Here is a 23,977-nt window from a genome sequence, read left to right as displayed (position 1 = left end):
TGGGGTCGGCCGACCGGGCGCGGACTCCCCTCTCCGCCTAGGGGCGGAGGTCGTACTTGCGAACCAGGTTTGGTGTGCCGTAAAGTCACACCACCCCATGACCCAGCGGCGTTCGACGACTGCGTGGAAGCTCCGACCGGTCGGACGTCCTGTGGTGGACTCGGCCGAACCTACCGGCCCCCTGCGGCACTCTGTCAACAGTCGTGTCTTCTGCGACGATTGGCCGATTCGGCTGGTCGGGCGCGAAGATCCGCAGGTGGCGCCCGAGCCGTTCGGCACATGGAGCAGCAGTACGAATAATCCCGATCTCACTCGTTAGGCCGCATATAGACCGTCTGTCCGAACACGACGGTGCGCAGACAGACCGGGAGGGCCGTGCCCGGGGTGAGATCGGGCAGGCCAGGGGTGCCGGAGCGGGGATCCGTTGACCAGCGGGCGACCCGGTCGTCGGGAGCCTGGACGACGAGCTCACCCGTACGCCAGATCGCGTAGTCGGCGGGCGCGCCGGGCACCAGGGTGCCGGCGTCGTCCCGCCCGATCGCCCGCCAGCCCCCCCGGGTGTGGGCCGTGAACGCGGCCCGCACCGAGATCCGGTGATCCGGGGTGTGGTGGAAGGCGGCGGCGCGCACCGTCCCCCAGGGATCGAGCGGGGTCACCGGGCTGTCAGAGCCGAAGGCCAGCGGCACACCGGCGCGCAGCAGCGCGGCATACGGGTTGAGGGTGCGCGCCCGCTCGACGCCCAGACGCTGGGCGTACATGCCTGTGTCCCCGCCCCACGCGGCGTCGAAGGCGGGCTGTACCGAGGCGGTCAGCCCCAGTTCGGCAAAGGCGGCGACGGTCTCGGGAGTGAGCATTTCGGCATGCTCCACGCGGTGCCGGGCGGCGCGCACCCGGGCGAGGCCGAGCACGTCGGCGGCGGCCCGGACGCCCTCGACCACCTTGCCGATGGCGTGGTCGCCGATCGCGTGGAATCCGGCCTGGATCCCGGCCTCGGTACACGCGGTGACGTGGGCGGCCACGGTGGCCGCGTCGAGGTGGGCGACGCCGGAGTGCGCGGCGTCGGCGTAAGGCTCGTGGAGGCAGGCCGTGTGCGAGCCGAGCGAGCCGTCGGCGAAGAGGTCACCTGCGGCGCCCGCCGCACCGAGCGCGTGTGCCCGCTCCACGTCCGTGTCAGCCCAGTAGCCGACGACCCGGGGACCGTGTCCCTCGGCCGCGGTCTTCAGCAGGCCGGTGAAGTCGTCCTCGGAGGAGATCTCGGGCCCCGCGCACTCGTGGACGGTGCCGATGCCGAGCGAAGCCGCGTGCCGCAGCGCCAGGCGCTGGGCCTCGGCGCGCTGCTCCGTGGACACGGCGGCGTAGGCGGCGGAGCGCACCGCGTGGTGGGCGTCCCCGGTGAGCGGCTCGCCGTCACGGAAGCCACTCATGGCACGCACTCCGGGCACCAGGTCGAGCAGTGCGGTGGTGACCACCGCGGAGTGGACGTCGATCCGGGTGAGGTAGAGCGGCCGGCCCCCGGTGAGCTCGTCGAGCTCAGCCCGCAGGGGCGGGCGCTGCCCGGGCCAGCGCGCGGCGTCCCAGCCATGCCCGATGAGGATGCGGTCGGCGGGCCGCGCCGCCGCGTAGGCACGGATGCGGTCGGCCGCCTCGGCGAGCGAGCGGGCATCCGAGAGGTCGAGTCCGGAGAGCGCGAGACCGGTCGCCGTGGTGTGCACATGGGCGTCCACGAACGCGGGGGTGACCAGGGCGCCCTCCAGGTCCACGACCTCGTCCACGCCGGACGCGAAGGCGTCCGCCGCCCCCTCCGAGCCCACCCAGGCGATGTGCCCCCGCTCGACGACCATGGCCGTCGCGAACGGATCGGCGGGGCTGTGTACGTCTCCGCCGCGCAGCAGCACGGTGCGGTGTTCGCCCGGGGGCACGCTCTCACTCATGGGAACAGCCTAGATACGCGGGGGCCGTGCCTCGTACGGGGTGGACAGGACCACGGTCGTACGCGTCGAGACTCCCGCCAGCGAGCGGATCTGGCTGAGCAGTTCCTCCAGCTCGATCGGGCTGCCGACGCGCACCTTGAGGATGTAGTTCTCGTCCCCGGCCACGCTGTGGCAGGCCTCGATCTCGGGTACCCCGGCGAGCCGTTCGGCGATGTCGTCGGGGGCGCTGGGATCAAAGGGTTTCACCGAGATGAACGCCGTCAGCGGCAGGCCGACCTCTTCCGGGTCCACGACGGCGGCGTATCCGCGGATGACACCGCGCTGCTCGAGCCGTCGCACGCGCTGGTGCACCGCCGAGGTGGACAGGCCCGTGGCCTTGCCCAGGTCGGTGTAGCTCATGCGCCCGTCCCTGACGAGCAACTCGACGATCTGACGATCCAGCTCCTCCATGCGGATCAACCTATTCCCCCAGGCGGTTTCCGGCACAGTCGGCCACCTCTTACAGGGCCGGGAAACCCCCTGCGGCAGGCGCTCCCGGATGCCGTGTGACGAATGCCACAAGGTGGTGGCCGTGTCCTTCGAAGCCTCACGGTTATCCAGGGAGCCGCGAGGGAAGTGCTTGGTGTGGTCGAGGCCGCATCTGCCTGGTCGGCCCACCCGAGGGGGAGATTCTCCATGCACAGTGTGAAGCGCTCCGGACGTACCGAACCGGAGCCCGTTGATTCCGTCGGCTCTGACTGCGACAACCCGGACAGGGCTGGAAGCGCGGACGACTACGACACCTTCGACACCTTCGAGATGTACCGGGTGATCTGCCCGGACTGCGCCCAGCCGATCGCGCTCCTGGCCGACGAGGACGCCCTCCCGGAGCACGCGATGTGCCCGACGCCGTGGAATCCGTTCGTGCTGTCCGTGTGCGCGGGCACCGGCCGGCCCGCCACGGACGCCGGCCCCGCCGACGAGTCGCTGGAGGTCCAGGAGCAGGACACCGCGCTGCTGCTGACGCTCCCCCAGGGCCTCGACTGGCGGATGCAGCCCTTCTCGCACGTCGGCGGCCCGGGCTCGCGCCCGATCAAGACCCCGCCGGCGCGTCGCGCGGCCTGAAGCGGCCCCGCACATCACGCACTCCCCTGCACCATGGCGCCGAGCCCCGTGGTGCGGGGCCGGTGCCGCCCCACCTCGCAACGGGGACAGCACGAACTGGCTCTCGCATCGGTGGGACGGTGACCCCGCAGGACCGACGCGCGTTCTTCGGGCATGACCCCTCAGCACTCCACGGGCGGCACTGGCCGCCGGCGGCTGATGACACCACACGCCGAAGAATCGGTTCCGCGGTCGGTGGATCCGCCCATCTACCGTGATCTGATGCGCAACTGGGCGAAGGCCGGCCGGACCCTGCCGGGCCGCCGCGACCAGGAATGGAACAGGCTGACAGCAGCCCCGGCCTGGACGCGGCAGACCGTATGGGTCAGCGGGACTCTGGCCCCGCAAGGTGACGTGCGATGACCATCCGCTGGATCTGGTTGGTCCCCTCGACGATCTGGAGCACCTTGGCCTCGCGCATGAGCCGCTCGGCCGGGAAGTCGGCGGTGTAGCCGTAGCCGCCCAGTATCTGCACCGCGTCGGTGGTCACCTGCATGGCCGCGTCCGTGCAGAACAGCTTGGCCATGGCGGCCTGCCGGGAGTACGGCTTGCCCGCGTCCCGCAGCCGGGCGGCGGCCAGGTACAGCGAGCGGCCGGCCTCGACCTTGGTGGCCATGTCGGCCAGCATGAAGCGCAGTCCCTGGAAATCCGCGATGGGACGGCCGAACTGCTGCCTGCTCGCGGCGTAGGCGAGCGCCTCGTCCAGCGCCGCCTGGGCCACACCGATACCGCATGCAGCGATACCGAGGCGCCCCGCGTCCAGCGCCGCCAGCGCGATCGCGAAGCCCTGGCCCTCGTCACCGATACGGCGGGCGTCGGGGACGTGCACACCGTCGAAGTGGAGCTGGGCGGTCGGGGAGCCCTTCATCCCCATCTTCTTCTCGGGCGCCGCGGCGCTCAGCCCCACGGCGTCGCCCGGCACGAGGTAGGCCGTGATCCCACGCGGCCCCTCGCCGCCCGAGCGGGCGAGCACGGTGTAGAAGTCGGCGACCCCGCCGTGTGTGATCCACGCCTTGGTGCCGTTGATGACCCAGTCGTCACCGTCGAGCACGGCCTTGGTGCGCAGTGACGCGGCGTCCGAGCCGGACGACGGCTCGGAGAGGCAGTACGCGCCGAGGAGTCCGCCGCCCAGCATCGCCGGCAGGAAGTCGGCCTGCTGCTGCTTGGTGCCGTAGTTGGCGAGGGCATGGCAGGCCAGGGAGTGCACGCTGACACCGAGACCGACGGTGAGCCGGGCGGCGGCGAGCTCTTCGAGCACCTGGAGGTAGACCTCGTACGGCTGGTCTCCACCGCCGAACTCGGAGTCGTACGGCAGTCCGAGCAGTCCGGACTCGGAGAGCAGCGTGAAGGTGTCGCGCGGGAATACGCCCGCTTCCTCTTCCTCGGCCGCACGGGGTGCGATCTCCCGCTGGACGAGTTCGCGGACCAGGGCGATGAGGTCCCTGGACTCCTCGGTGGGCAGTATCCGGTCCACCGGCTGCGGGGCGCGGTCGGGCATTGCGGCGCTCTCCTCCCTGTCGGGCGCTACGGCGGCGCGCGCGGGGTGGGACGGGCGCCGCCGGATGTCACCTGGTGCGCCGATGCTGCCCTCCCGGATCACGGAAGTGGCTGACCAGCGGCTGTGGCGGGATGAGTATGCCCGATCGGAGGGCGTCCGTCACTCGTCGGCCGGGCTGCCCGCCTGCGGCTGGGTGAGCTCTGCCTGCGGCCGGGTGAGCTGCCGGAACCGTCGGAGGGGACCGGAGAGGGCCGGAGAAGGTCAGAGCAGACCGGTCTGGGTGACCAGCATGGCGATGACGACCACGAGGGTCCAGCCCAGGACGTGCTCGAGGATCTTGGGGCCGTTGTCCTTGGGGCCTCCGGTGCGGGCCCGGGTGCCGGTTGCGGTGGTCGCGGTCATGTCGTCTCGCTCGGTCCTCGTCGCGGTCATGGCCCCCCGGCGTAGCCAGACCAGGGTGCCAGCCGGGCCGCCGAGGGGCAGTGACCGGTGTCACCACCCCTCAGCGGGCGCAATCGCGTCAGTGGATACCGAGAGCGGCGAGGGCGCTGCGCTGGGCGGCGGTCGGGGACTCGGGCCAGTAGAGGTAGCAGACGCCGCCTGTGCCGGAGACCACCTTTCCGCCGGCGTTGTGGCGCTTGGTGCGCAGCCAGATGTTCTCCCACTCGCGCCGCCGGTAGACCCTGCGGACGGCCGGGTTGCTGGGCGATGCCGGATCGTTCGCGATCACATCGCCGCTGGCGGTGAAGCCGATGGCGGTCATCAGATGGCCCGCGGTCCCGTACCCCGCTCCGGTGAGCTCCTGCTTGACGAACGACTGCGAGGTGATGGCAGGGATCCCGGCCCGTACGAGGCTCTCGAGCTCGGTGAGCGACTGGAGACGGGTCACCACACCGTTCAGCCCCCGGTAGGTCGCGGCGTAGGCGGCGTTGAAGGGCCAGTTGCCGCAGCCCTCGTACTGGTGGTCGTAGGTGTAGCGGGCCGCCTGGCAGACCTGCGGGTCGGCGAAGCCGGGATCGACCCAGGCGAGGTCCTGTGCGGTGGGCCTCCGACCCCAGTACTCGATGATCATCTGGGAGGAGGTGGGGCTGCACCAGGCCTCGCCGCCGTTGTCGTACTCGGGGTACTGGCCGAGGTGCGTGTTCTGCGAGTAGCGCGGCACGGTCAGCTCGCGCACGAGGCCGGGCTTGGAGGCGGGCACGGTGAACCGGTCCGGGACGGCGGAGGACATGGCGCCGACGCGCCACACCGTCGGGGTGCGGGTGGTGCCCGGCGTGCGGTACAGGGTGAGCCGCAGCCGGTAGGAGGCGATCCGCAGACCGCTCGCCGGGGAGTTCACGGAGAGGGTGTCGGTCGAAACGCTGGTCTTGCCGTCGCTCTGCCCGTCCACGGAGGTACGGCGGATGTCGGCTTCGCCGGACGCCCAGCGGCCCATGATGTACCAGGGCATCGCGGTGCCGTCCGAGTAGGTGCCCGACACGTCCGCCTGCAACCAGGTGCCGGCCGGGGTGTGGGCGTTCCAGGAGACGATGACCTCGCTCGCGGGCACACCGGGGCGGTGCGCGGCCGAGGTCCAGCTGGCGCACTCCCAGGCGCTTGTCCGTCCGGTGTGCGGGTCGCGGTAGGTGGTCCGGCGGACGGGCGAGCCGATGACCACACCCGGGCGGGCTCCGGCGACGACACGGGTGCCCGTGGTGGACCCGCCGGACCAGTCGGCGTGGGTGGCCCAGAAGCGGTTGTCCACGTGCCGGGCGGCGGCGGCCGCTTCGGGTGCGGCCGACGGGACGCCGCCCGCTCCGGCCGCGGCGGCGAGTGCGGCGGTGAGGACGGTTCTGCGCGAAGCGGCTCCGGTCATGGGATCTCCGTCTTGTGAGCAGGACAGTCGGGCGCATCAGGGCAGTCGGGGCGCGCGGGCCAGGAGCGCGGCGCCGGTGCCACTATCCCGGGTCAGCGGGTGCTTCCGTCCCCTTGTGCCCGGGACGCGCACGGCGCCACCCGAACGACGGGATGCACAGCGGCTCCGCACCCGCGCGATCCGGGGGCGTGACGCACGCGGGCGCACCGTAGGGTGAGCCGTGTGAATTCCGGCGCCCGTCTCGATTTCGGCCGCGCCGCAGCGGGGCTGCGCACTCTTGAGCCGTCGTGCGGCCCGGTACGGCTGGTTGCGGTCGACGGACACGCCGGCTCCGGCAAGAGCACCTTCACGGCGCTGCTCGCCGAGGCCCTCGGGGACGCCCCGGTGCTGCATCTCGACGACATCGCCACCCACGACGAACTCTTCGCCTGGACGGGCCGTTTGCTCGGTCAGGTCATCGAACCGCTGTCGCAGGGCCGCCGCGCGCGTTACGAGCCCTACGACTGGAACCTGCGACGCTTCGGACCACCGCGTGTGCTCGCCCCTGCACCGGTCGTGCTCGTCGAGGGGGTCGGGGCCGGTCGGCGGGCGCTGCGCCCGCATCTCGCACGCCTCCTCTGGATGGACCGGGGGCCGGGGCGGTCCTGGGCTCGCGGCCGTCTCCGTGACGGTCCGGCGCTCGCCGACTTCTGGGACGCGTGGACCGCGGCGGAGACACGCCACTTCGCCGATGACCCTTCGCGCCCCTTCGCCGACACTGTGGTGCGGGAGTGTTCCAAAGGATACGAGTGGCGCCCAGGACCTGGTGTGACAGCGAGCACGAGTCAGTTCCTCACCGAAAGTGATCGGCTTCAGCCACCGTACTGAGCAGTCGGAAATCGGCCGTGGTGAGTGCCTCAACTCCGCTTGACCCAAGGGCCATACAGGTCTTACGTTCTCAATGTGCGGCTTTACGAAGTCGCCCGGACGCGAAGCCCCCGGTTGTTCCCCCGTGATCGGGGGCTTCGTTCTGCCCTCACCCCAGCACCCCGGCGCGGCTTCCGACCCCCCGCGCTCACTCTGGGTCACCATCCGGCCGCCGCCCGCGTCACCCTTATTCACCTGCGCCTGCGCAGGTACGATGCACCTCAGTGCGGTCAATTCCCGTCCGCGACACGGTGGTTCAGCACGCTCCGACGGGCGCCCGCCCGGCGGGAGGGCACGGGGGCACATATGTGGGGGACCGGATGGACATCGGCACGCAGGGCTCGACGGCCCCGGCCGACCTCGCCTGGGTGCGTGGCGTGGACGCCTACACCATGGGCGCGTACCCACAGGCGGAAGAGGAGTTCAGAGCCGCGGTCCGGAGCGACCCGGGAATGGCGGACGGCTGGCTCGGCCTGCACGCCTTACGCGTCGACACCACGACGGCGCTGCTGCGGATGTACCGCCACCAGGAGCGCTTCGGCGAGCAGCGCGCCCGGCACCGGCGCACGCTGAACTCCTGGTACTGGCTGGGCTGGTGGGTGCAGCCGGTGCTGGAGAGCCCGCGCGATCTGCTGCTCGCGCACGCCTCGCACTGGCTGGACGGTCGCCATGTCCCCGAGCTCGACAGGGCACTCGCCGGACTGCCGCCCGTCGACACGGACCCCCAGGTGCGCTTCCTGCACGCCTGCCGTGCGTATCTGGTCAAGGACTGGGAGCAGCTCGTCCGGCATACGGAACCGCTCGTCAACGACCCGCTGCTGGGCATCGAGGCGGGGCTGTTCGGGGGCATGGCCCGGGTGCGGCTGGAGATGTACGGGCAGGCCGAACCCCTGCTGTCGGCGGCGCTCATGCGCTGCCGCAGCGAGCAGCCGCAGCGCAAGGAGCTGCGCTACTGGCTGGCCCGTGCCCACGAGGGCACCGGGCGGACCGCCGCCGCGCTGCCGTTGTACCGGGCGGTGCACCGGGTCGATCCGGCGTTCATGGACACCTCGGCGCGGCTGGCCGCGATAGCCGAGTACGACAGCGGCGGCAGTTTCGACGGGATGGACGACTTCGAGGGACCGGGCGGACCGGCCGGGCTCGCCACGGTCTCCCTCGCGGGCTCGGGCTACGGTCAGGACTCGGTCGACGGCCCGCCTGCCGAAGCGGAGGCGCCGCTCGGGTCCGAGCCACGGTTCGGCGGTGAGCAGCAGCCGCAGTACGGCGGGCCGGTCCCGGCCGCACCGGTCCCGGGCGTACGGGAGAAGCCGGGCGTCCCCGCCCAGTCGGCGCCGCCGACGTACCCCTCCGGGCCCACGGACCCCGTGCTGCTCGCCGAAGCCCTGGCGGAGCTGGAGCGGATGGTGGGCCTCGAGCCGGTGAAGCGGCAGGTGAAGGCGCTGTCCGCGCAGCTGGAGATGGCCCGGCTGAGGGCAGGCCAGGGGTTGCCGGTCCAGCCGCCCAAGCGCCACTTCGTCTTCTCCGGGCCGTCCGGCACCGGCAAGACGACCGTGGCGCGCATCCTCGGCCGGGTGTTCTACGCCCTCGGGCTGCTCGGCGGTGACCATCTGGTGGAGGCGCAGCGGTCCGACCTGGTGGGTGAGTTCCTCGGGCAGACCGCCGTGAAGGCCAATGAGCTGATCGACTCCGCGCTCGGCGGGGTGCTGTTCGTGGACGAGGCGTACTCACTCTCGAACACCGGCTACAGCAAGGGCGACGCGTACGGCGACGAGGCCCTGCAGGTCCTGCTGAAGCGGGCCGAGGACAACCGCGACCATCTGGTGGTGATCCTCGCGGGCTATCCCGAGGGCATGGACCGGTTGCTCGCCGCGAATCCCGGGCTGTCCTCGCGGTTCACCACCCGGGTGGACTTCCCTTCGTACCGCCCGCTGGAACTGACGGCGATCGGCGAGGTGCTCGCCGCCGCCAACGGCGACGGCTGGGACGAGGAGGCACTCGATGAGCTGTGCTCGATCAGCGGGCACGTGGTCGACCAGGGCTGGATCGACGAGCTCGGCAACGGGCGCTTTCTGCGCACGCTGTACGAGAAGAGCTGCGCCTACCGCGATCTGCGGCTCACCGGCTACCCGGGCACCCCGACCCGCGACGATCTGGCGACGCTGCGGCTGCCCGATCTGATGCAGGCCTACGGGGAGGTCCTGTCGGGCCGGGGTCCTGCGGACCGCGGCCCGCAGGATCCTCCGGGACCGTAAGCCTGGGCAGCCGACCTCAAAAGAGCAGGAGCCGGGGCGCGGGCTCCTGCTCCTGCTGCGGATCCGCCGGCTCAGCGGGCGGGGGTCTCCGTGCCCAGCTGCCCCCATACCGCGTCCGCCGGGATCACCGGCCCGCCCCCGGGATGGGGGGCCAGGACCGGCCCGGTCACCGGGCGGCGCGGGGCCGGGGCGGCCCGGTGTGCCGGGTCGCGCACCTCACCGACCAGCATCTCCAGTACGTCCTCCATCGCCACCAGGCCCAGCACCCGGCCCGACCCGTCGGCAACCTGCGCCAGATGGGTGGCGGCGCGGCGCATCACGGTCAGGGCGTCGTCCAGGGGGAGCTCCGCGCGCAGGGTGGCCATGGGACGCCATACGCGCTGGGGCACGGCCCGCTCGCCCTCCTCGAGGTCGAGGACGTCCTTGACATGGAGGTACCCCATGAAGGGCCCGCTGCCCTCGCCCCTGATCGGGAAGCGCGAGTAGCCCGTGCGTACGGTGAGCTCCTCGATCTGCCGGGGAGTCACCGACGGCGGCACGGTCACCAGCGACGCGCGGGCGATGAGGACGTCCGTCACCGGGCGGCTGCCCAGCTCCAGGGCGTCTTCGAGGCGCTCCTGCTCCTCCCGGTCGAGGAGACCGGCCTGGCCCGCGTCCTCGACCAGCTGGCCGAGCTGGTCGCTGGTGAACACGGCCTCGACCTCGTCCTTGGGCTCGACCCGGAACAGCTTCAGCACGACCCGGGCACACGCCCCGAGCCCCACGGTCACCGGGCGGCACAGCCGGGCGAAGCCGACCAGTGCCGGGCCCAGCCACAGCGCGGTCTTCTCCGGGGCGGCCATCGCCAGGTTCTTCGGGACCATCTCGCCGATGACGAGGTGCAGGAAGACCACGACGGCCAGCGCGATGACGTAGCCCAGTGGGTGGATCAGTGCGTCGGGTACGTGGACGGCGTGGAAGAGGGGCTCCAGCAGATGCGCCACGGTCGGCTCGGCCACCGCGCCGAGCGTCAGCGAGCAGACCGTGATGCCGAACTGGGCGGCGGCCATCATCTGCGGCAGGTTCTCCAGGCCGTGCAGAACCTGCCGGGCCCGTGCCGAGCCCCCGGAGGCCAGCGGTTCGATCTGGCTCCGCCGCACCGACACCAGGGCGAACTCGGCCCCGACGAAGAATCCGTTGGCCAGTACGAGGAGCACGGCGAACATCAGTTGGAGCAGGCTCATCGGGCCGCCTCCATGACGGCCGGGACCTCGACGGTGCGCACCAGCTTGACGCGCTCCGCCCGGTAGCGGTCCACCTGCCGTACGGAGAGCTTCCAGCCGGGCAGCTCGGCCTTGTCGCCCGGGGCGGGGATGCGGCCGAGCAGGTCGGCCACGAGACCGGCGACGGTCTCGTAGGGACCGTCGGGCACATCGAGTCCTATCCGCTGCAGGGTGAGCACCCGGCAGCTGCCGTCGGCCTCCCAGGCGGGCCGGCCGTCCTCCGGCGCGACCGGGGCCAGCTCGGGCCGCTCGTCGGCCTCGCGCGCGTCGTGTTCGTCGCGGACCTCGCCGACGAGTTCCTCGACGATGTCCTCCAGGGTGACGACACCGGCCGTGCCGCCGTACTCGTCGACGACGACGGCGATGGGCTGCTCGCTGCGCAGTCGCTCCAGCAGCGTGCGCACCGGGAGGGTCTCCGGCACCAGCAGGGGCGGCACCGCGATACGGCCGACCGGGGTACGCAGGCGCGCGTGGGCCGGTACGGCGAGCGCGTTCTTCAGGTGGACCATGCCGACGATCTCGTCGATACGCTCGTGGTAGACGGGGAAGCGGGAGAGCCCGGTGGCCCGAGTGAGGTTCAGCACGTCCGCCGCGGTGGCGTCGGACTGGAGAGCGTTCATCTTCACTCGTGGCGTCATCACGTTCTGGGCGGTCAGATGGCCCAGGGAGAGGGTCCGTACGAAGAGGTCGGCCGTGTCCTGCTCCAGTGCGCCGGCGCGGGCCGAGTGATGGGCGAGGGAAACGAGTTCGCCGGGGGTCCGGGCCGATGCCAGTTCATCGGCCGGTTCGACGCCCAGCGTCCGCACCAGCCGGTTGGCGACGGAGTTGAGCAGGGCGATCACCGGCCGGAAGAGGGCGGAGAAACGGTGCTGCGGGCCGGCCACGAACCTGGCGACCTGGAGCGGCCGGGAGACCGCCCAGTTCTTCGGGACGAGCTCGCCGACGACCATCTGGACCGCGGAAGCCAGCAGCATGCCTATGACCACGGCGACACCGGACACGGCCCCCGCGGGTATGCCCACCGCGGCCAGCGGCCCGCTCAGCAGCTCGGCGAGTGCGGGCTCGGCGAGCATGCCGACGACCAGGGAGGTGATGGTGATGCCGAGCTGGGTGCCGGACAGTTGGAACGACAGCTCGCGCAGGGCCCGTACGACGCCGTGGGCACGCTGGTCGCCTTCGGCCGCGGCGCGCTCCGCGTCCGCACGCTCGACCGTGACGAGGCCGAACTCGGCCGCCACGAAGAAGCCGTTCGCGAGGATCAGCACGAATGCCGCACAGAGCAGCAGTAGCGGGGTGATCATGCCGCCGCCTCAGGTGAGGGGGCGGCGCAGGTACTACCGGACGATCCGTCCATTGCCGGAGGGAGTCACTCCTCGGTTCGTAGGTGCCTCACGGGCCATGGCGGCCGCGCGGGTACGAGGCGGAGGTGCACCCGGCACCTCCGCGTCAAGGGTAATCATGCCCCTGCCCCGCGGGGCAGGCCTCAGTCGTGCTCCGTACCGGAGCCACGCGTGTCGGCGAGGGCGCGCAGGGCCCGTGCGTCGCGGATCGCGTGGTGCCGGGCGATTCCGGGCTGGATGCCGAGCACGGGAAGGCTGGTGCCGTCACTCAGATCGAGGAACACCCAGGGGTCACCCGGACGGAGGTTGACACGCAGGATCTCGGCCCAGTCGAGCCGTCGACGGCGCGTGAGGTTGACCACAGTCACCCCTTGTTCGTCGGCGACGACCTTGGGACGGCTGAGGAGGGCCAGCACCGCGAAGAAGAGCAGCGCGATGAAGACGAAGCTGATCCGCTCCCCCGTGCTGAGCTTCTCCAGGGCGAACGCGACTCCGGTGATGACGGCGAACATCACCGCACCCACGGTCAGCAGGACCGCCCGGGTGCGGGTGGGCCTGAAGGTGACCGGGAGTGCGGGGAGTTCCTGCTGGTCGACGGATGACGAGGATGACGAAGGCATGGGGTCCGCTGTGCTCTCTGCGCTGTTCCGGGCTCTGGGCGCTGTCAGAGGCGGCAGGCGTGGATCGCCGTGGTGAGGATGGCCCGGGCTCCCAGCGCGTACAGGTCGTCCATGACGCGCTGTGCCTCCTTGGCGGGGACCATGGCGCGCACGGCCACCCAGCCCTCGTGGTGCAGCGGGGAGACGGTCGGCGACTCGAGGCCCGGGGTGAGGCCGACGGCCTGCTCCAGGTGCTCGACCCGGCAGTCGTAGTCCATCATCACGTAGGAGCGGGCGACCAGGACGCCCTGGAGGCGGCGCAGGAACTGCTCGACCTTCGGGTCGTCGGCATCCGCCCCGGTGCGTCGGATGACCACGGCCTCGGAGGTGAGGATCGGCTCGCCGATCACGGCCAGGCCCGCGTTGCGCAGGCTGGTGCCGGTCTCCACGACATCGGCGATGATCTGGGCGACGCCGAGCTCGATCGCGGTCTCGACGGCGCCGTCGAGGTGCACCACGGATGCGTCGATGCCGTTGTCCGCGAGGTGCTTGGCCACGATGCCCTCGTAGGAGGTGGCGATCGTCAGCCCGCCGAAGTCCTCGACGCCGGACGCGGTGCCGGGCTTGGTGGCGTAGCGGAAGGTGGAGCGGGCGAAGCCGAGTTCGAGGATCTCCTCGGCACCGGCGCCCGAGTCGAGGAGCAGGTCCCGGCCGGTGATGCCGATGTCGAGACGGCCCGAGCTGACGTAGATCGCGATGTCGCGCGGGCGCAGGTAGAAGAACTCGACCTCGTTCTCCGGGTCGACCAGCACGAGCTCCTTGGAGTCCTTGCGCTGGAGGTAGCCCGCCTCATGGAGCATCTCCCCCGCAGGTCCGGACAGTGAACCCTTGTTGGGGACGGCGATGCGCAGCATGAGGTGGGCTTCCTTCGGTGCGTAGTGACGTACGTCGTGCGTGGGTGATGCGTCAGTGGTGTGGGGTACGGATCGAGTCTGCTCAGAGATGGGCGTAGACGTCGTCCAGGGAGATCCCCCGGGCGACCATCATCACCTGGACGTGGTACAGCAGCTGGGAGATCTCCTCGGCTGCCGCCTCCTTGCCCTCGTACTCGGCGGCCATCCAGACCTCGGCGGCCTCTTCGACGACCTTCTTGCCGATGGCATGGACGCCCTTGTCCACGAGCTCGGCGGTGCGGGAGGTGGCGGGGTCGCCGTTGGCTGCCTTGTGCTGGAGCTCGGTGAAGAGCTCCTCGAACGTCTTCTTGGACATGGTGGTCCCACCCTACGCGGAAGTGGGTCCGCCTCAGCGCCAGGGTTCAGATACTGAACGGAGGGTCGCGGCGGTGGCGACCGCGGCGGTCACCGCCTCGTGTCCCTTGTCCTCATTGGAGCCCTCCAGACCGGCGCGGTCGAGGGCCTGCTCCTCGGTGTCGCAGGTGAGCACCCCGAAGCCGACGGGGACGCCCGTGTCCACGGAGACCTGGGTCAGGCCCTGGGCGACGCCCTGGCACACGTACTCGAAGTGGGGCGTGCCGCCGCGGATGACGACACCGAGCGCCACGATCGCGTCATAGCCGCGGCCCGCGAGCACCTTGGCCACGACGGGCAGCTCGAAGCTGCCGGGGACCCGCAGCACGGTCGGCTCGTCGATACCCAGCTCGTGCAGGGCACGCAGGGCTCCGTCGACGAGGCCGTCCATGATCTTCTCGTGCCACTGGGCCGCGATGACGGCCACGCGGAGGTCTCCGCAGTTGCGTACGGACAGTTCGGGTGCGCCCTTGCCGCTCACGTTTCTCCTTGGTTCTCGGGTGGTGCCGTTGGTGCTGTCGTGTCTTATCGGGTCTTGTCGGTGCAGCGTTGCCGCTACTGGTTGGCGCAGGTGGACGCGGTCGCCGGGGTGGCCCCCGCGCCGGACCGGGACTGGTCCTCCAGCCAGGGCAGGTCGTGTCCCATGCGGTCGCGCTTGGTGCGCAGATAGCCGAGGTTGTGCTCCCCCGCCTGGACCGGCATGGCCTCGCGGCCCTCGACCTTCAGGCCGTACCGCACCAATGCGCTGATCTTGTCGGGGTTGTTGGTCATCAGCCGCAGGCTGCGCACCCCGAGATCGGCCAGGATCTGCGCGCCCGCGGCGTAGTCCCGGGCGTCGGCGGGCAGTCCGAGTTCCAGGTTGGCGTCGAGGGTGTCCCGTCCGCGTTCCTGGAGTTCGTACGCCCGCAGTTTGGACACCAGGCCGATGCCGCGCCCCTCGTGGCCGCGCAGGTACACGACCACACCGCGGCCGGCTTCGGTGACGCGCTCCATGGACGCCTCGAGCTGGGGTCCGCAGTCGCAGCGCAGCGAGTGGAAGATGTCGCCGGTCAGGCATTCGGAGTGGACGCGGACCAGCACGTCCTCGCCGTCGCCGATGTCCCCGTGCACGAGCGCCACATGCTCGACGCCGTCCACGGTGGAGCGGTAGCCGTACGCGGTGAACGCGCCGTGCGCGGTCGGCAGGTTCACCTCGGCCTCCCGGCGCACGGTCGGTTCCGCACTGCGGCGGTAGGCGATCAGATCCTCGATGGAGATGATGGTCAGACCGTGCTTGCGGGCGAACGGGATCAGCTCGGGCAGCCGCAGCATGGCGCCGTCCTCACCGGCGATCTCGACGATCGCTCCCGCGGGACGCAGTCCGGCGAGCCGTGCCAGGTCGACGGCCGCCTCGGTGTGGCCGTTGCGGGCGAGGACGCCCCCGGGCTTGGCGCGCAGCGGGAAGATGTGGCCGGGGCGCACGAAGTCGCCTGGCTGGGCGGTGCCGTTGGCCAGCAGCTGGAGCGTGGTGGCGCGGTCGGCGGCGGAGATTCCGGTGCTCACGCCGTGGGCGGCCGATGCGTCGACGGACACGGTGAAGGCCGTGCTCATGGACTCGGTGTTGTGCTGGACCATCTGGGGCAGTTCGAGCCGCTCCAGTTCGTCGCTCTCCATGGGAGCGCAGATCAGGCCCCGGCACTCGCTCATCATGAAAGCGACGATCTCGGGTGTGGCCTTCTCGGCGGCGATGACGAGGTCGCCCTCGTTCTCGCGGTCCTCGTCGTCGACGACCACGACGGGCCTGCCGGCGGCGATGTCGCGGATGGCCTGTTCGACGGGGTCGAGGCGGAGGTCCTCGATGTCGTCGGCCGGATTCCAGACGGGCAGGGCGCTCATGCTGCCACTCCTTCCAGGGCAGGAGCGGTGCGGGACCGCTGCCACCAGTCGCGCAGGCCCCACAGGACCAGCGCGCCGTAGATCACATAGACGAAACCGGAGAAGGCATAGCCGTTCGTGAAGGCGAACGGCACGCCGACGAGGTCGACGAGCAGCCAGGCGAACCAGAACTCGACCATGCCGCGAGCCTGGGCGTACATCGCCACGAGCGTGCCGACGAAGATGTAGGCGTCGGGCCACGGTGCCCAGGACAGCACCGGGTACAGCGTGAACAGCCCTCCGACGGCGAGGGTGCCGAGCAGCGCCGCGGCGGCCATGGCCGCGCGCTCACGCCGGGTGGCGAACCGGACGGCGATCGAACCGTCCTGGGCCTGCCCGCGCCCGCGGCTCCACTGCCACCAGCCCCAGGCCGCGACGACCATGACCACGACCTGCTTTCCGGCGCTGCCGGTGAAGTGGGCGGTGGCGAAGGCGGCGAAGAGGACAAGGCCGGAGACGAACTGGGCGGGCCAGGTCCACACCGAGCGGCGCCAGCCGAGTGCGAGGGCCGTCAGACCGACGAGGTTGCCGGTCATGTCGGCCCACTTGATGGGCTGGCCGAAGGCGGTGAAGGCCTCGGCGTTCAGCCAGCTCAGGGAGCTCACTTGGCGCCCTCCCCCGTGACCGTGCCCGGGCCCGTGAGCGTGCCGGCGTCGGCTCCCGCGCCCGCGCCCGCGCGGGAGCCGAGCAGCCGCTCGACGTACTTGGCGATCACGTCCACTTCGAGATTGACCGGGTCGCCGGGCTGCTTGATCCCGAGGGTGGTCAGCGCGAGGGTGGTGGGGATCAGGCTGATGGTGAAGGAATCGGGGCCCGCGTCGACCACGGTGAGGCTGACCCCGTCGACGGTGATGGAACCCTTCTCCACGACATAGCGCGCGAGGTCCTGCGGAAGGGAGATCCTGACGAGCTCCCAGTGCTCGGACGGGGTGCGCTCCACGATCGTGCCGGTGCCGTCCACATGGCCCTGGACGATGTGTCCGCCGAACCGCCCGTCGGCCACCATGGGCCGCTCCAGGTTGACCCGGGAGCCGACGGCGAGCCCGCCAAGGCTGGAGCGCTTCAGCGTCTCGGCCATCACATCGGCGGTGAACTCGCCGTCTGCGGTCTCCACCACGGTCAGGCAGACGCCGTTGACGGCGATGGAGTCGCCGTGCTTCGCGCCCTCGGTGACCTGGGGGCCGCGCAGACGGAAGCGTGAGGCGTCGTCGAGTTCCTCGACGGCGGTGACCTCACCCAGCTCTTCGACGATTCCGGTGAACACTCAAGCTCCCTTGGGGACGGTCGCGGTGATCCGCAGATCGGGGCCGATGCGGACGGTCTCGGTCATGTCGAGCCGCAACGCTTCGGTGATGGTGGTGATTCCGGTCCCGGCGAGAGCCGGGCGGCCGGCGCCGAGGAATACGGGTGCGAGGTAGCCGATGACTCGATCGACTGCTCCCGCGGCGATGAAGGACCCGGCGAGCGTGGGTCCGCCTTCGAGGAGTACGGAGCGCACGCCGCGCCCGTACAGCTCGGTGAGCAGGGCGTGGACACCGATGCCGCGTTCGTCCGCGCTCAGCCGGGCGATGTCGGCTCCGGGCAGGTGCCGGATGTCCGCGTGCTCACCGGTCGCGATCAGCGTGGGCGCCGAGTCGTCCAGGACCCTGGCCGTCGGCAGCACGGTCGCGTGGGTGTCGAGGACCACGCGCAGGGGCTGGGTGGCCCCTTCGACACCGCGCACGGCGAGGTGGGGGTCGTCGGCGCGCAGGGTGCCGGAGCCGACGACCACGGCATCGGCCTCGGCGCGCAGCCGGTGGACGTCGGCGCGGGACTCGGGCGAGGTGATCCAGCGGCTGGTGCCGTCGGCGGCCGCGATACGGCCGTCGAGGGTGGCCGCGTACTTCCACAGGACGTAGGGCCTGCCGAGACGCACGGAGGTGAGCCAGGCGATGTTGCCTTCCCCGGCCTCGTCACCGAGCAGCCCCTGCTCGGCCCGGACTCCTGCGGCGCGCAGGGTCTCGGCGCCTCCGGTGGCCTGCGGGTTGGGGTCGGCCACGGCGTACACGACGCGGGCCACCCCGGCCTCGATGAGGGCCTGGGCACAAGGGCCGGTACGGCCGGTGTGGTTGCACGGTTCGAGGGTGACGTACGCGGTGCCGCCCTTGGCGCGTTCCCCCGCCGCGCGCAGGGCGTGGATCTCGGCGTGTGGGCCTCCGGCCCGCTGGTGGTAGCCCTCGCCGACGGTCTCTCCGGAGACGTCCGTGATGACGCATCCCACGACGGGGTTGGGGCTGGTGGAGCCGAGCGCACGGGCGGCGAGCTCGATGGCTCGGCGCATGGCGCTGATGTCGGCTGCGGTGGCCACCCGGTCCTCCTGCCTCTTCGGGCACGGACTCCGGGGGCTGTCGTCGAACGACAGAGCAAGCGGCGCGAAGCCGGGGAACGCCGGGTCGGCGGTACCGGTCGTCGGTGAGGACGATCGGCCGCAGACGGCCGACGGACCACGAGGGTCGCCCGCCGCGCACTGCCTCCCATCCGGACTTTCACCGTCGGTCCAGGAATTTCACCTGGTCAACCGGCCGCTGGATGCGGACGGGTCGCGGACTATTACCGCCGGTTCGGAATTACACCGACCCCGGAGTGCGCTGCTGCTGATACAGGGCCAGTGTGCCACGCCGCGCAATGGACCAAGCAGGTGAGTGCCTGTGGCCTGGCTCACAGAGGGCGGCGACGCGTCGTTCGCGAGGCTCGGGTCCCCACCTGTTGACCGCCTGGTCTAGTCCTCTTAGCCTCAAATCCGGTCTACGGGCGGCGGTCCCGACGGTCATGCCGACGCCCGGGGGAGGACGCGCTGATGACGAGCGAAGTCGTCGTATCCGAACGGCGGAAACTGATCCGCGCCCGCTATGCCGTGGCCGCCGTCTTCTGTGTGCACGGCGCCGTGACCGGCAGTTTCGCCACCCGTATCCCCTGGGTCCAGGACCATGCCGGGGTGGGTGCCGGGCTGCTCGGCATCGCCCTCGCCTTCCCGGCCATCGGAGCGTCCCTCGCGATGCCGCTCGCCGGCACCGTCAGCCATCGCTTCGGCGCACGCGCCGCGCTCCGCGGGCTGCTCGCGCTGTGGACCCTCTCCCTCGTGCTCCCGGCGCTGTCCCCCCATGTGTACGCGCTCTGCGCCGCCCTCTTCGTGTACGGCGCCACGGCGGGCATGGCCGATGTCGCCATGAACGCGCTCGGCGTCGAGATCGAGAACCGTCTGAACCGCTCGATCATGTCCGGGCTGCACGGAATGTGGAGCGTGGGCGCCCTGATCGGCTCCGCTGCGGGCACCCTCGCCGCACACATGGGCAGCGACGCCCGGCTCCATCATCTGATCGCGTCCGCGGTGCTCACCGTGCTCGGTCTGCTGGCCTGCCGGCACGTACTGGACCTGCGCAGCGCACCCGACGAGGCACCGCCGCCCCGCTTCGCCCTCCCTCCACGATCCGCGCTGGTCATCGGGGCGATCGGGTTCTGCGGAGTGTTCGCGGAAGGCGCCAGCCTGGACTGGTCGGCGGTGTACCTGCGCGACGGACTCGGCACTTCGGCGGGGCTCGCCGCAGCCTCCACGACCGCGTTCGCGCTGACGATGGCGGTGGCGCGACTGGCGGGCGACAGGGTCGTGGACCGCTTCGGGCCGGTCCGTACGGTACGGGTCGGCGGGGTGCTCGCCACGGCGGGCGGAGTGCTGGTGGTACTGGCCCCGGACCCCCTCGCGGCGATGGCCGGGTTCGGCTGCATCGGCCTCGGGATCGCCGTCGTCGTGCCACTCGCCTTCGCGGCGGCGGGACGCAGCGGCAGCAACCCGAGCCTGTCGATCGCGGGCGTCGCGACGATCACGTACACCTCGGGGCTGATCGCCCCCTCGGCCATCGGCGGGATCGCCGATCTGACGTCGCTGGTCGTGTCGTTCGCTCTGGTGACCGTGCTGGCCTTCGGCCTCGTCGCCGGTGCGGGGGTGTTGCGCGGCAGTACGCGTACGGGCGCGGCAGACGCCGCGGTCGCCGGGGCCCGGCCGCCGGACGGCCGGGAAGCGGCTGGTCAGCCCGTCGCCAGGTCGTAGGCGTAGTCCGGAGTGAAGCTGCCGGCCGTGCCGCGGCAGCCGTCAGACTCGCCCGGCAGTTTGATCCACAGGAAGGCGTCGATCCGTGACTCCCCGGTCCGTGTCGTCGGCGCGCGCCCGAGTGCCCGGCCTCCCGGGTCGCACCAGGCGCCGGCCTCGGGTGCGCCGTTGCCGTTGCGGCTGGTGTCGATGACGGCACCGAGCCGGGCGGGGCCGCCCAGCGCCTCCAGCACCGCCCTGGCGTAGCGCGTCTCATCGGCCGTGCGGTGGAAGTTGGAAACGTTGGTGAAGATGCCGTCCCCGCTGGTCGTGGCCCCCGCGGCGCGCAGTAGACCGGCCATCACCGACGGGGAGTGCCAGCCCGAGTGGCCCGCGTCGAAGTAGACCTTCGCGCGGGGGTTGGCGGTCTTCAGGATGCGGCCCGCCCGGGCCAGCGCGGTGTTCCGGGCGGCACGACCGGCACCGGAGAGGCAGTCCGACAGTGCCAGCGAGTCGGGTTCGAGGACGACGATGACCGGTTCGGCACCGAGTCCGTCGGCGAACTCCCCGATCCAGCGGTCGTACGCCCCGAGATCGGGCGCCCCTCCCTGGGACGCGCCCCCGCAGTCCCGGTCGGGTATGGCGTACGGGACGAGGACGGGCACCCGGCCGGCCGCCGCGGCTCCCGAGGTCACGGCGCGCACCTCGCGGGTGATCTCACCCGGGTTGTAGGCGGCGAACCAGACCGCGGCGGGCTGGGCGGCGATCCGCGACTCGATGAGCGCCCGGCGCGGGTCGCCGCCATGCGCCCGCACCCAGTCGATGACCTGCGAATCGGGATGCCGGTACAGCACTCCGCCGCCGGGGGCGGGAGCCGGGGGCGGGGCGGCGGGCCTCTTCGGGGCGGACCTGCGGGTCACGCTGGGCGAAGCGCTCGGCGGGGCGGACGGGCTCGAGGAAGCGGACGGGGAGGGAGAAGGGCTCGGGCGCGCGGGCAGCGGTGTGGGCATGGGCGCACTGCTGGCCTCCGTACGGGCCGTGCGCTGTCCGCCGTCCGCCCCGCCCGCCGCGGACACCAGTCCCGTGACCGTACCGACGGCCACCACCGCGGAGGCGGCCCCCACGACGATCCCCCGTCGCGCCGCGCGGCGCCGCTCGCGCCGCTCCGCCCGGCGCCGGCTGCGTACGCCTGTCACCGTCCCGTCCCCCTTGCGAGTCGCTCTGGTGGCCGCCCGTCATCCGGTCCTTCCCCCGTTCTGGGGAAGCCCGGGCCGGGCGGCACCCGACCGAGCCTAGGACTGGGACGCTGCCTGCATGGCGCAGACCGAAGAGTTCGCAGCACACGTCGACGCCCCGTGCGGACCCGGTGATCCCTCGGTCGGCCCGGTGCTGGAACGGATGCGCGCATTCCGCTCCCACTGGCCGGAGCGGGACGGGGTCGCGGTGTTCAACCGGGTGTATCTGGCGGTCACCGAGGAACTGGGGCGGCGTATCGACCACGGGGAGTTCCCCGACCGGCGATCCGCCGTCACGCTGGGCGTTCTCTTCGCCGAGCGCTATCTGGACGCCGTGGAAACGGCGACGGCGGGAAGCCGCCCGCCGGCCTGCTGGCGCCCGCTGTTCCAGTACCGGCGCCATCCCGGGGTACGCCCGCTGCAGTTCGCGCTGGCCGGGATGAACGCGCACATCGGGCACGATCTCGCGCTCGCGGTGGTGGACACCTGCCGTACGCTCGGCTGCGAACCAGCGCTGCTGGAGGGGGCGTTCGATCGCGTGGGCGACATCCTCACGCTGCTGGAGGAGCGGATCCGTGAAGATCTGATGCCCGGACCCGATCTGCTGGAGATCGCCGACCCCGTGACTCATCTGCTGGGCTCATGGAGCCTGGAGCGCGCCCGGGACGGCGCGTGGTCGGCGGCCCGGCTGCTGTGGAGCATCAGGGCGCTCCCCTCGCTGACCGAGGAGTTCACCGAGAGGCTGGACGCGGCTGTCGGGCTCGTCGGTCGCTGCCTGCTGACCCCGTGCAGATGACGCGGCGGATACGGGGCCGCCGCCGACCAGGGTGTCCGGTCGGCGGCGGCTCAGGGACCTCCCGGGGCCGGCCGGGTCACGGTCGGCGGCGGGGGTTCATCCATAGGGGGCACGGCCCCCGAGGGACCAGAGGTTCAGTCCTCCGGCAGTTCCACCGGAGCGATCTCGTCGAAGACGTCGCCAGGACCGGGGTTGGTGGCGTCCGTGGCACCGCCGAAGTGGTGCATCACGCCCCACACCGCGTTCAGCGCCGTCTGCACTGCGCCCTCGGCCCAGCCCGCGGTCCACGAGATGTCGTCGCCCGCGAGGAAGATCCCGCGCTTGTCGGCGGGCAGCCGGTCCTGCATGAAGTGGGTGAACAGCCGACGCTGGTAACGGTAGTGACCCGGCAGGTTGGCCTTGAACGCGCCCATGAAGTAGGGCTCGTTCTCCCAGGACACGGTCACCGGGTTGCCGATGATGTGCTTGCGGACGTCGACCTTGGGATAGATCTCGCCGAGCGACTTGAGCATGACCTCCATGCGCTCGTTCGCGGACAGCGGGAGCCACTTGAGGCTGTCATCGCACCACGTGTACGAGAGGCAGATCACGGCGGGCTTGTCGGGGCCGTCGTCCAGGAGGTAGGTCCCGCGGGTCATACGGTCGGTGAGCGTCATCGACATGACGTCACGCCCCGTTTCCTCGTCCTTGTCCAGCCAGAACGGCCGGTCCACCGGGACGAACAGCTTGGAGGACTCCATGTAGTGGGTCCGCTCCATCGCCGTCCAGTGATCGATGGGGAAGAGCGAGTCATCGCAGTCGATCTTGGACAGCAGCATCCAGGACTGCGCGGTGAAGATCGCCGCCTTGAAGCTGCGGATGTCGCCGGAGGCGTCAGTGACCACGATCTGGTTGCCCGAGACCCGGTGCAGCCTTGTCACGGCGGGGCGGGGGTCGCCCTCGTGCAGAGACTTCAGGGAGGTGCCCAGCGGCCAGTGCGTGATCTTCTGCGGCTCGCGCTCCCACATCCGCAGCGGGAGCTGCTGGGACCCGCCGACGATACCGCGGTGGTGGTCGTCGGCCTCGGTGTAGACGACGCGCAGGATCTCCAGGATGGAGTTGGGGAAGTCGGTGTCCCAGCCGCCGGTGCCGAAGCCGACCTGGCCGAAGATCTCGCGGTGCCGGAAGGACCTGAAGGCCTCGGAGTCGCAGAGGAAGCCGTAGAACGTCTGGTTGTCGAGCTTCTCGACCAGCTTCGCCCAGATCTCCCGGATGCGCGGCACATCGCGCTCACGCATCGCGCGGTTCATGTCGGTGAAGTCGGCGCCTTCCTCCAGACAGGCGTTCCACGCGTTCATGACGTCGCGGTAGACCTGCGGGAGGTCGTCGATGGTCTCCGCGTAGTGCGACTCGCCCTTGAGGTCGACCACGGTCGACGGGGTGGCCTCGGCCAGCGGGTTGGGGAACGGCTGGGTCCGCAGCCCCACCAGGTCGATGTAGTGCTGGAGCGCGGTGGACGAGGGCGGGAAGCGCATCGCGCCCATCTCGGCGATGAGTTCCTCGCCGCCCTGAGCGGCGACACCGTCGAAGCCGACCGTGCGCAGCCGTCCGCCGATCTGGTCGGCTTCGTAGACGACCGGCTTGAGGCCCATCTTCATCAGCTCGTACGCGGCGATGATGCCGGAGAGCCCGCCGCCGATGACGGCCACCTCGGTGCCGTGCTCGGTCGCCGGTATCTGGCCGAGGCCCGCCGGGTGGGCGAGGAAGTCGTCGTACGCATAGGGGAAGTCCGGCCCGAACATGGTGATGGGCGGCTGGGCCTCGGAGTGCGGGACGGCTGTGGGCACCGTGGACGTCATGGGGTGTTGCTCCTGGTGTTGCGGGGGGGCGGGGCGGC

General features: G+C 71.3%; 22 protein-coding genes and 1 riboswitch. Of the genes, 5 read left to right on the top strand and 17 right to left on the bottom strand.

The genetic code is table 11. The annotated features are described in order from the left end of the window. Nucleotides 1-308: 308 nt before the first annotated feature. Together ACFV6V_RS10060 and ACFV6V_RS10055 are read right to left on the bottom strand one after the other, a co-directional pair. On the bottom strand, nucleotides 309-1,931 hold the full coding sequence (locus ACFV6V_RS10060) for an amidohydrolase (protein WP_385561793.1): 1,623 nt from the start codon (nucleotides 1,929-1,931) through the stop codon (nucleotides 309-311). Nucleotides 1,932-1,940: 9 nt separating this feature from the next. Then, nucleotides 1,941-2,381, bottom strand: coding sequence for an Lrp/AsnC family transcriptional regulator (locus ACFV6V_RS10055; protein WP_385561790.1), 441 nt, complete (start codon nucleotides 2,379-2,381; stop codon nucleotides 1,941-1,943). Nucleotides 2,382-2,606: 225 nt separating this feature from the next. Between ACFV6V_RS10055 and ACFV6V_RS10050 the strand changes: the two genes are divergently transcribed. Further along, a complete protein-coding gene (locus ACFV6V_RS10050) occupies nucleotides 2,607-3,035 on the top strand; it encodes a hypothetical protein (protein ID WP_385561787.1) in 429 nt (142 codons plus the stop codon). 364 nt (nucleotides 3,036-3,399) lie between these two features. Here ACFV6V_RS10050 and ACFV6V_RS10045 read toward each other — a convergent pair whose 3' ends face one another. The 3 genes from ACFV6V_RS10045 to ACFV6V_RS10035 all read right to left on the bottom strand — a co-directional run bounded on the left by ACFV6V_RS10045 (nucleotide 3,400) and on the right by ACFV6V_RS10035 (nucleotide 6,427). Next, nucleotides 3,400-4,572, bottom strand: a complete 1,173-nt coding sequence (locus ACFV6V_RS10045) for an acyl-CoA dehydrogenase family protein (protein WP_385561785.1) — start codon at nucleotides 4,570-4,572, stop codon at nucleotides 3,400-3,402. A gap of 261 nt (nucleotides 4,573-4,833) precedes the next feature. Next, nucleotides 4,834-5,004, bottom strand: a complete 171-nt coding sequence (locus ACFV6V_RS10040) for an SCO1431 family membrane protein (RefSeq protein WP_385561782.1) — start codon at nucleotides 5,002-5,004, stop codon at nucleotides 4,834-4,836. A gap of 88 nt (nucleotides 5,005-5,092) precedes the next feature. After that, complete coding sequence (locus tag ACFV6V_RS10035) at nucleotides 5,093-6,427, bottom strand: peptidase C39 family protein (protein WP_385561779.1); 1,335 nt, start codon at nucleotides 6,425-6,427, stop codon at nucleotides 5,093-5,095. Between the two features lie 222 nt (nucleotides 6,428-6,649). Between ACFV6V_RS10035 and ACFV6V_RS10030 the strand changes: the two genes are divergently transcribed. Beyond that, on the top strand, nucleotides 6,650-7,294 hold the full coding sequence (locus ACFV6V_RS10030; RefSeq protein ID WP_385561776.1) for a uridine kinase: 645 nt from the start codon (nucleotides 6,650-6,652) through the stop codon (nucleotides 7,292-7,294). A gap of 359 nt (nucleotides 7,295-7,653) precedes the next feature. Then, nucleotides 7,654-9,585, top strand: a complete 1,932-nt coding sequence (locus ACFV6V_RS10025) for an AAA family ATPase (protein WP_385561773.1) — start codon at nucleotides 7,654-7,656, stop codon at nucleotides 9,583-9,585. A 71-nt stretch (nucleotides 9,586-9,656) separates the two neighbouring features. On the opposite strand, the gene ACFV6V_RS10020 is transcribed toward ACFV6V_RS10025, so the two are convergent. The 10 genes from ACFV6V_RS10020 to ribD all read right to left on the bottom strand — a co-directional run bounded on the left by ACFV6V_RS10020 (nucleotide 9,657) and on the right by ribD (nucleotide 18,354). Continuing rightward, nucleotides 9,657-10,808, bottom strand: coding sequence for a hemolysin family protein (locus tag ACFV6V_RS10020; RefSeq protein ID WP_385561770.1), 1,152 nt, complete (start codon nucleotides 10,806-10,808; stop codon nucleotides 9,657-9,659). After that, complete coding sequence (locus tag ACFV6V_RS10015) at nucleotides 10,805-12,148, bottom strand: hemolysin family protein (RefSeq protein ID WP_385561767.1); 1,344 nt, start codon at nucleotides 12,146-12,148, stop codon at nucleotides 10,805-10,807. The genes ACFV6V_RS10020 and ACFV6V_RS10015 overlap by 4 nt, the downstream gene beginning before the upstream one ends. Before the next feature lie 182 nt (nucleotides 12,149-12,330). Next, nucleotides 12,331-12,807, bottom strand: a complete 477-nt coding sequence (locus tag ACFV6V_RS10010; protein WP_385561764.1) for a PH domain-containing protein — start codon at nucleotides 12,805-12,807, stop codon at nucleotides 12,331-12,333. Between the two features lie 44 nt (nucleotides 12,808-12,851). Beyond that, entirely contained in the window at nucleotides 12,852-13,700 is an 849-nt protein-coding gene (hisG, locus tag ACFV6V_RS10005; protein ID WP_385561762.1) for an ATP phosphoribosyltransferase, read from the bottom strand. An 82-nt stretch (nucleotides 13,701-13,782) separates the two neighbouring features. Further along, a complete protein-coding gene (locus ACFV6V_RS10000) occupies nucleotides 13,783-14,055 on the bottom strand; it encodes a phosphoribosyl-ATP diphosphatase (protein WP_030951748.1) in 273 nt (90 codons plus the stop codon). A 33-nt stretch (nucleotides 14,056-14,088) separates the two neighbouring features. Further along, on the bottom strand, nucleotides 14,089-14,574 hold the full coding sequence (gene ribH, locus ACFV6V_RS09995; RefSeq protein WP_361287908.1) for a 6,7-dimethyl-8-ribityllumazine synthase: 486 nt from the start codon (nucleotides 14,572-14,574) through the stop codon (nucleotides 14,089-14,091). A 74-nt stretch (nucleotides 14,575-14,648) separates the two neighbouring features. Beyond that, complete coding sequence (locus ACFV6V_RS09990; RefSeq protein ID WP_385561758.1) at nucleotides 14,649-15,968, bottom strand: bifunctional 3,4-dihydroxy-2-butanone-4-phosphate synthase/GTP cyclohydrolase II; 1,320 nt, start codon at nucleotides 15,966-15,968, stop codon at nucleotides 14,649-14,651. Continuing rightward, on the bottom strand, nucleotides 15,965-16,603 hold the full coding sequence (locus ACFV6V_RS09985; protein WP_385561816.1) for a nicotinamide riboside transporter PnuC: 639 nt from the start codon (nucleotides 16,601-16,603) through the stop codon (nucleotides 15,965-15,967). The genes ACFV6V_RS09990 and ACFV6V_RS09985 overlap by 4 nt, the downstream gene beginning before the upstream one ends. Before the next feature lie 5 nt (nucleotides 16,604-16,608). Continuing rightward, nucleotides 16,609-17,271 carry a riboflavin synthase gene (locus ACFV6V_RS09980; protein ID WP_385561755.1) on the bottom strand — a complete coding sequence of 221 codons (663 nt, stop codon included), beginning with the start codon at nucleotides 17,269-17,271 and terminating at the stop codon, nucleotides 16,609-16,611. Further along, the gene (gene ribD / locus ACFV6V_RS09975) at nucleotides 17,272-18,354 is read right to left on the bottom strand and encodes a bifunctional diaminohydroxyphosphoribosylaminopyrimidine deaminase/5-amino-6-(5-phosphoribosylamino)uracil reductase RibD (RefSeq protein ID WP_385561752.1); all 1,083 of its coding nucleotides are present in this window, start codon (nucleotides 18,352-18,354) and stop codon (nucleotides 17,272-17,274) included. Nucleotides 18,355-18,506: 152 nt separating this feature from the next. Further along, nucleotides 18,507-18,637, bottom strand: a riboswitch (FMN riboswitch). 206 nt (nucleotides 18,638-18,843) lie between these two features. Here ribD and ACFV6V_RS09970 point away from each other — a divergent pair. Next, nucleotides 18,844-20,091: an MFS transporter gene (locus ACFV6V_RS09970; RefSeq protein ID WP_385561749.1), complete on the top strand. Its 1,248-nt coding sequence runs from the start codon at nucleotides 18,844-18,846 to the stop codon at nucleotides 20,089-20,091. Here ACFV6V_RS09970 and ACFV6V_RS09965 read toward each other — a convergent pair. Next, a complete protein-coding gene (locus tag ACFV6V_RS09965; protein WP_385561746.1) occupies nucleotides 20,070-21,266 on the bottom strand; it encodes a glycoside hydrolase family 6 protein in 1,197 nt (398 codons plus the stop codon). The two genes, ACFV6V_RS09970 and ACFV6V_RS09965, sit on opposite strands and share 22 nt — an antisense overlap. A 118-nt stretch (nucleotides 21,267-21,384) precedes the next feature. On the opposite strand from ACFV6V_RS09965, the gene ACFV6V_RS09960 reads away from it, so the two are divergent. Continuing rightward, nucleotides 21,385-22,101: a DUF5995 family protein gene (locus tag ACFV6V_RS09960; RefSeq protein WP_385561743.1), complete on the top strand. Its 717-nt coding sequence runs from the start codon at nucleotides 21,385-21,387 to the stop codon at nucleotides 22,099-22,101. Nucleotides 22,102-22,235: 134 nt separating this feature from the next. Here ACFV6V_RS09960 and ACFV6V_RS09955 read toward each other — a convergent pair whose 3' ends face one another. Beyond that, nucleotides 22,236-23,939, bottom strand: coding sequence for a flavin monoamine oxidase family protein (locus ACFV6V_RS09955; protein ID WP_385561741.1), 1,704 nt, complete (start codon nucleotides 23,937-23,939; stop codon nucleotides 22,236-22,238). Nucleotides 23,940-23,977: the final 38 nt, after the last annotated feature.

It is taken from the genome of Streptomyces sp. NPDC059828 (assembly GCF_042731955.1).
Lineage (GTDB): Bacteria > Actinomycetota > Actinomycetes > Streptomycetales > Streptomycetaceae > Streptomyces.
This window is presented reverse-complemented; position numbering and strand designations above follow the sequence as displayed.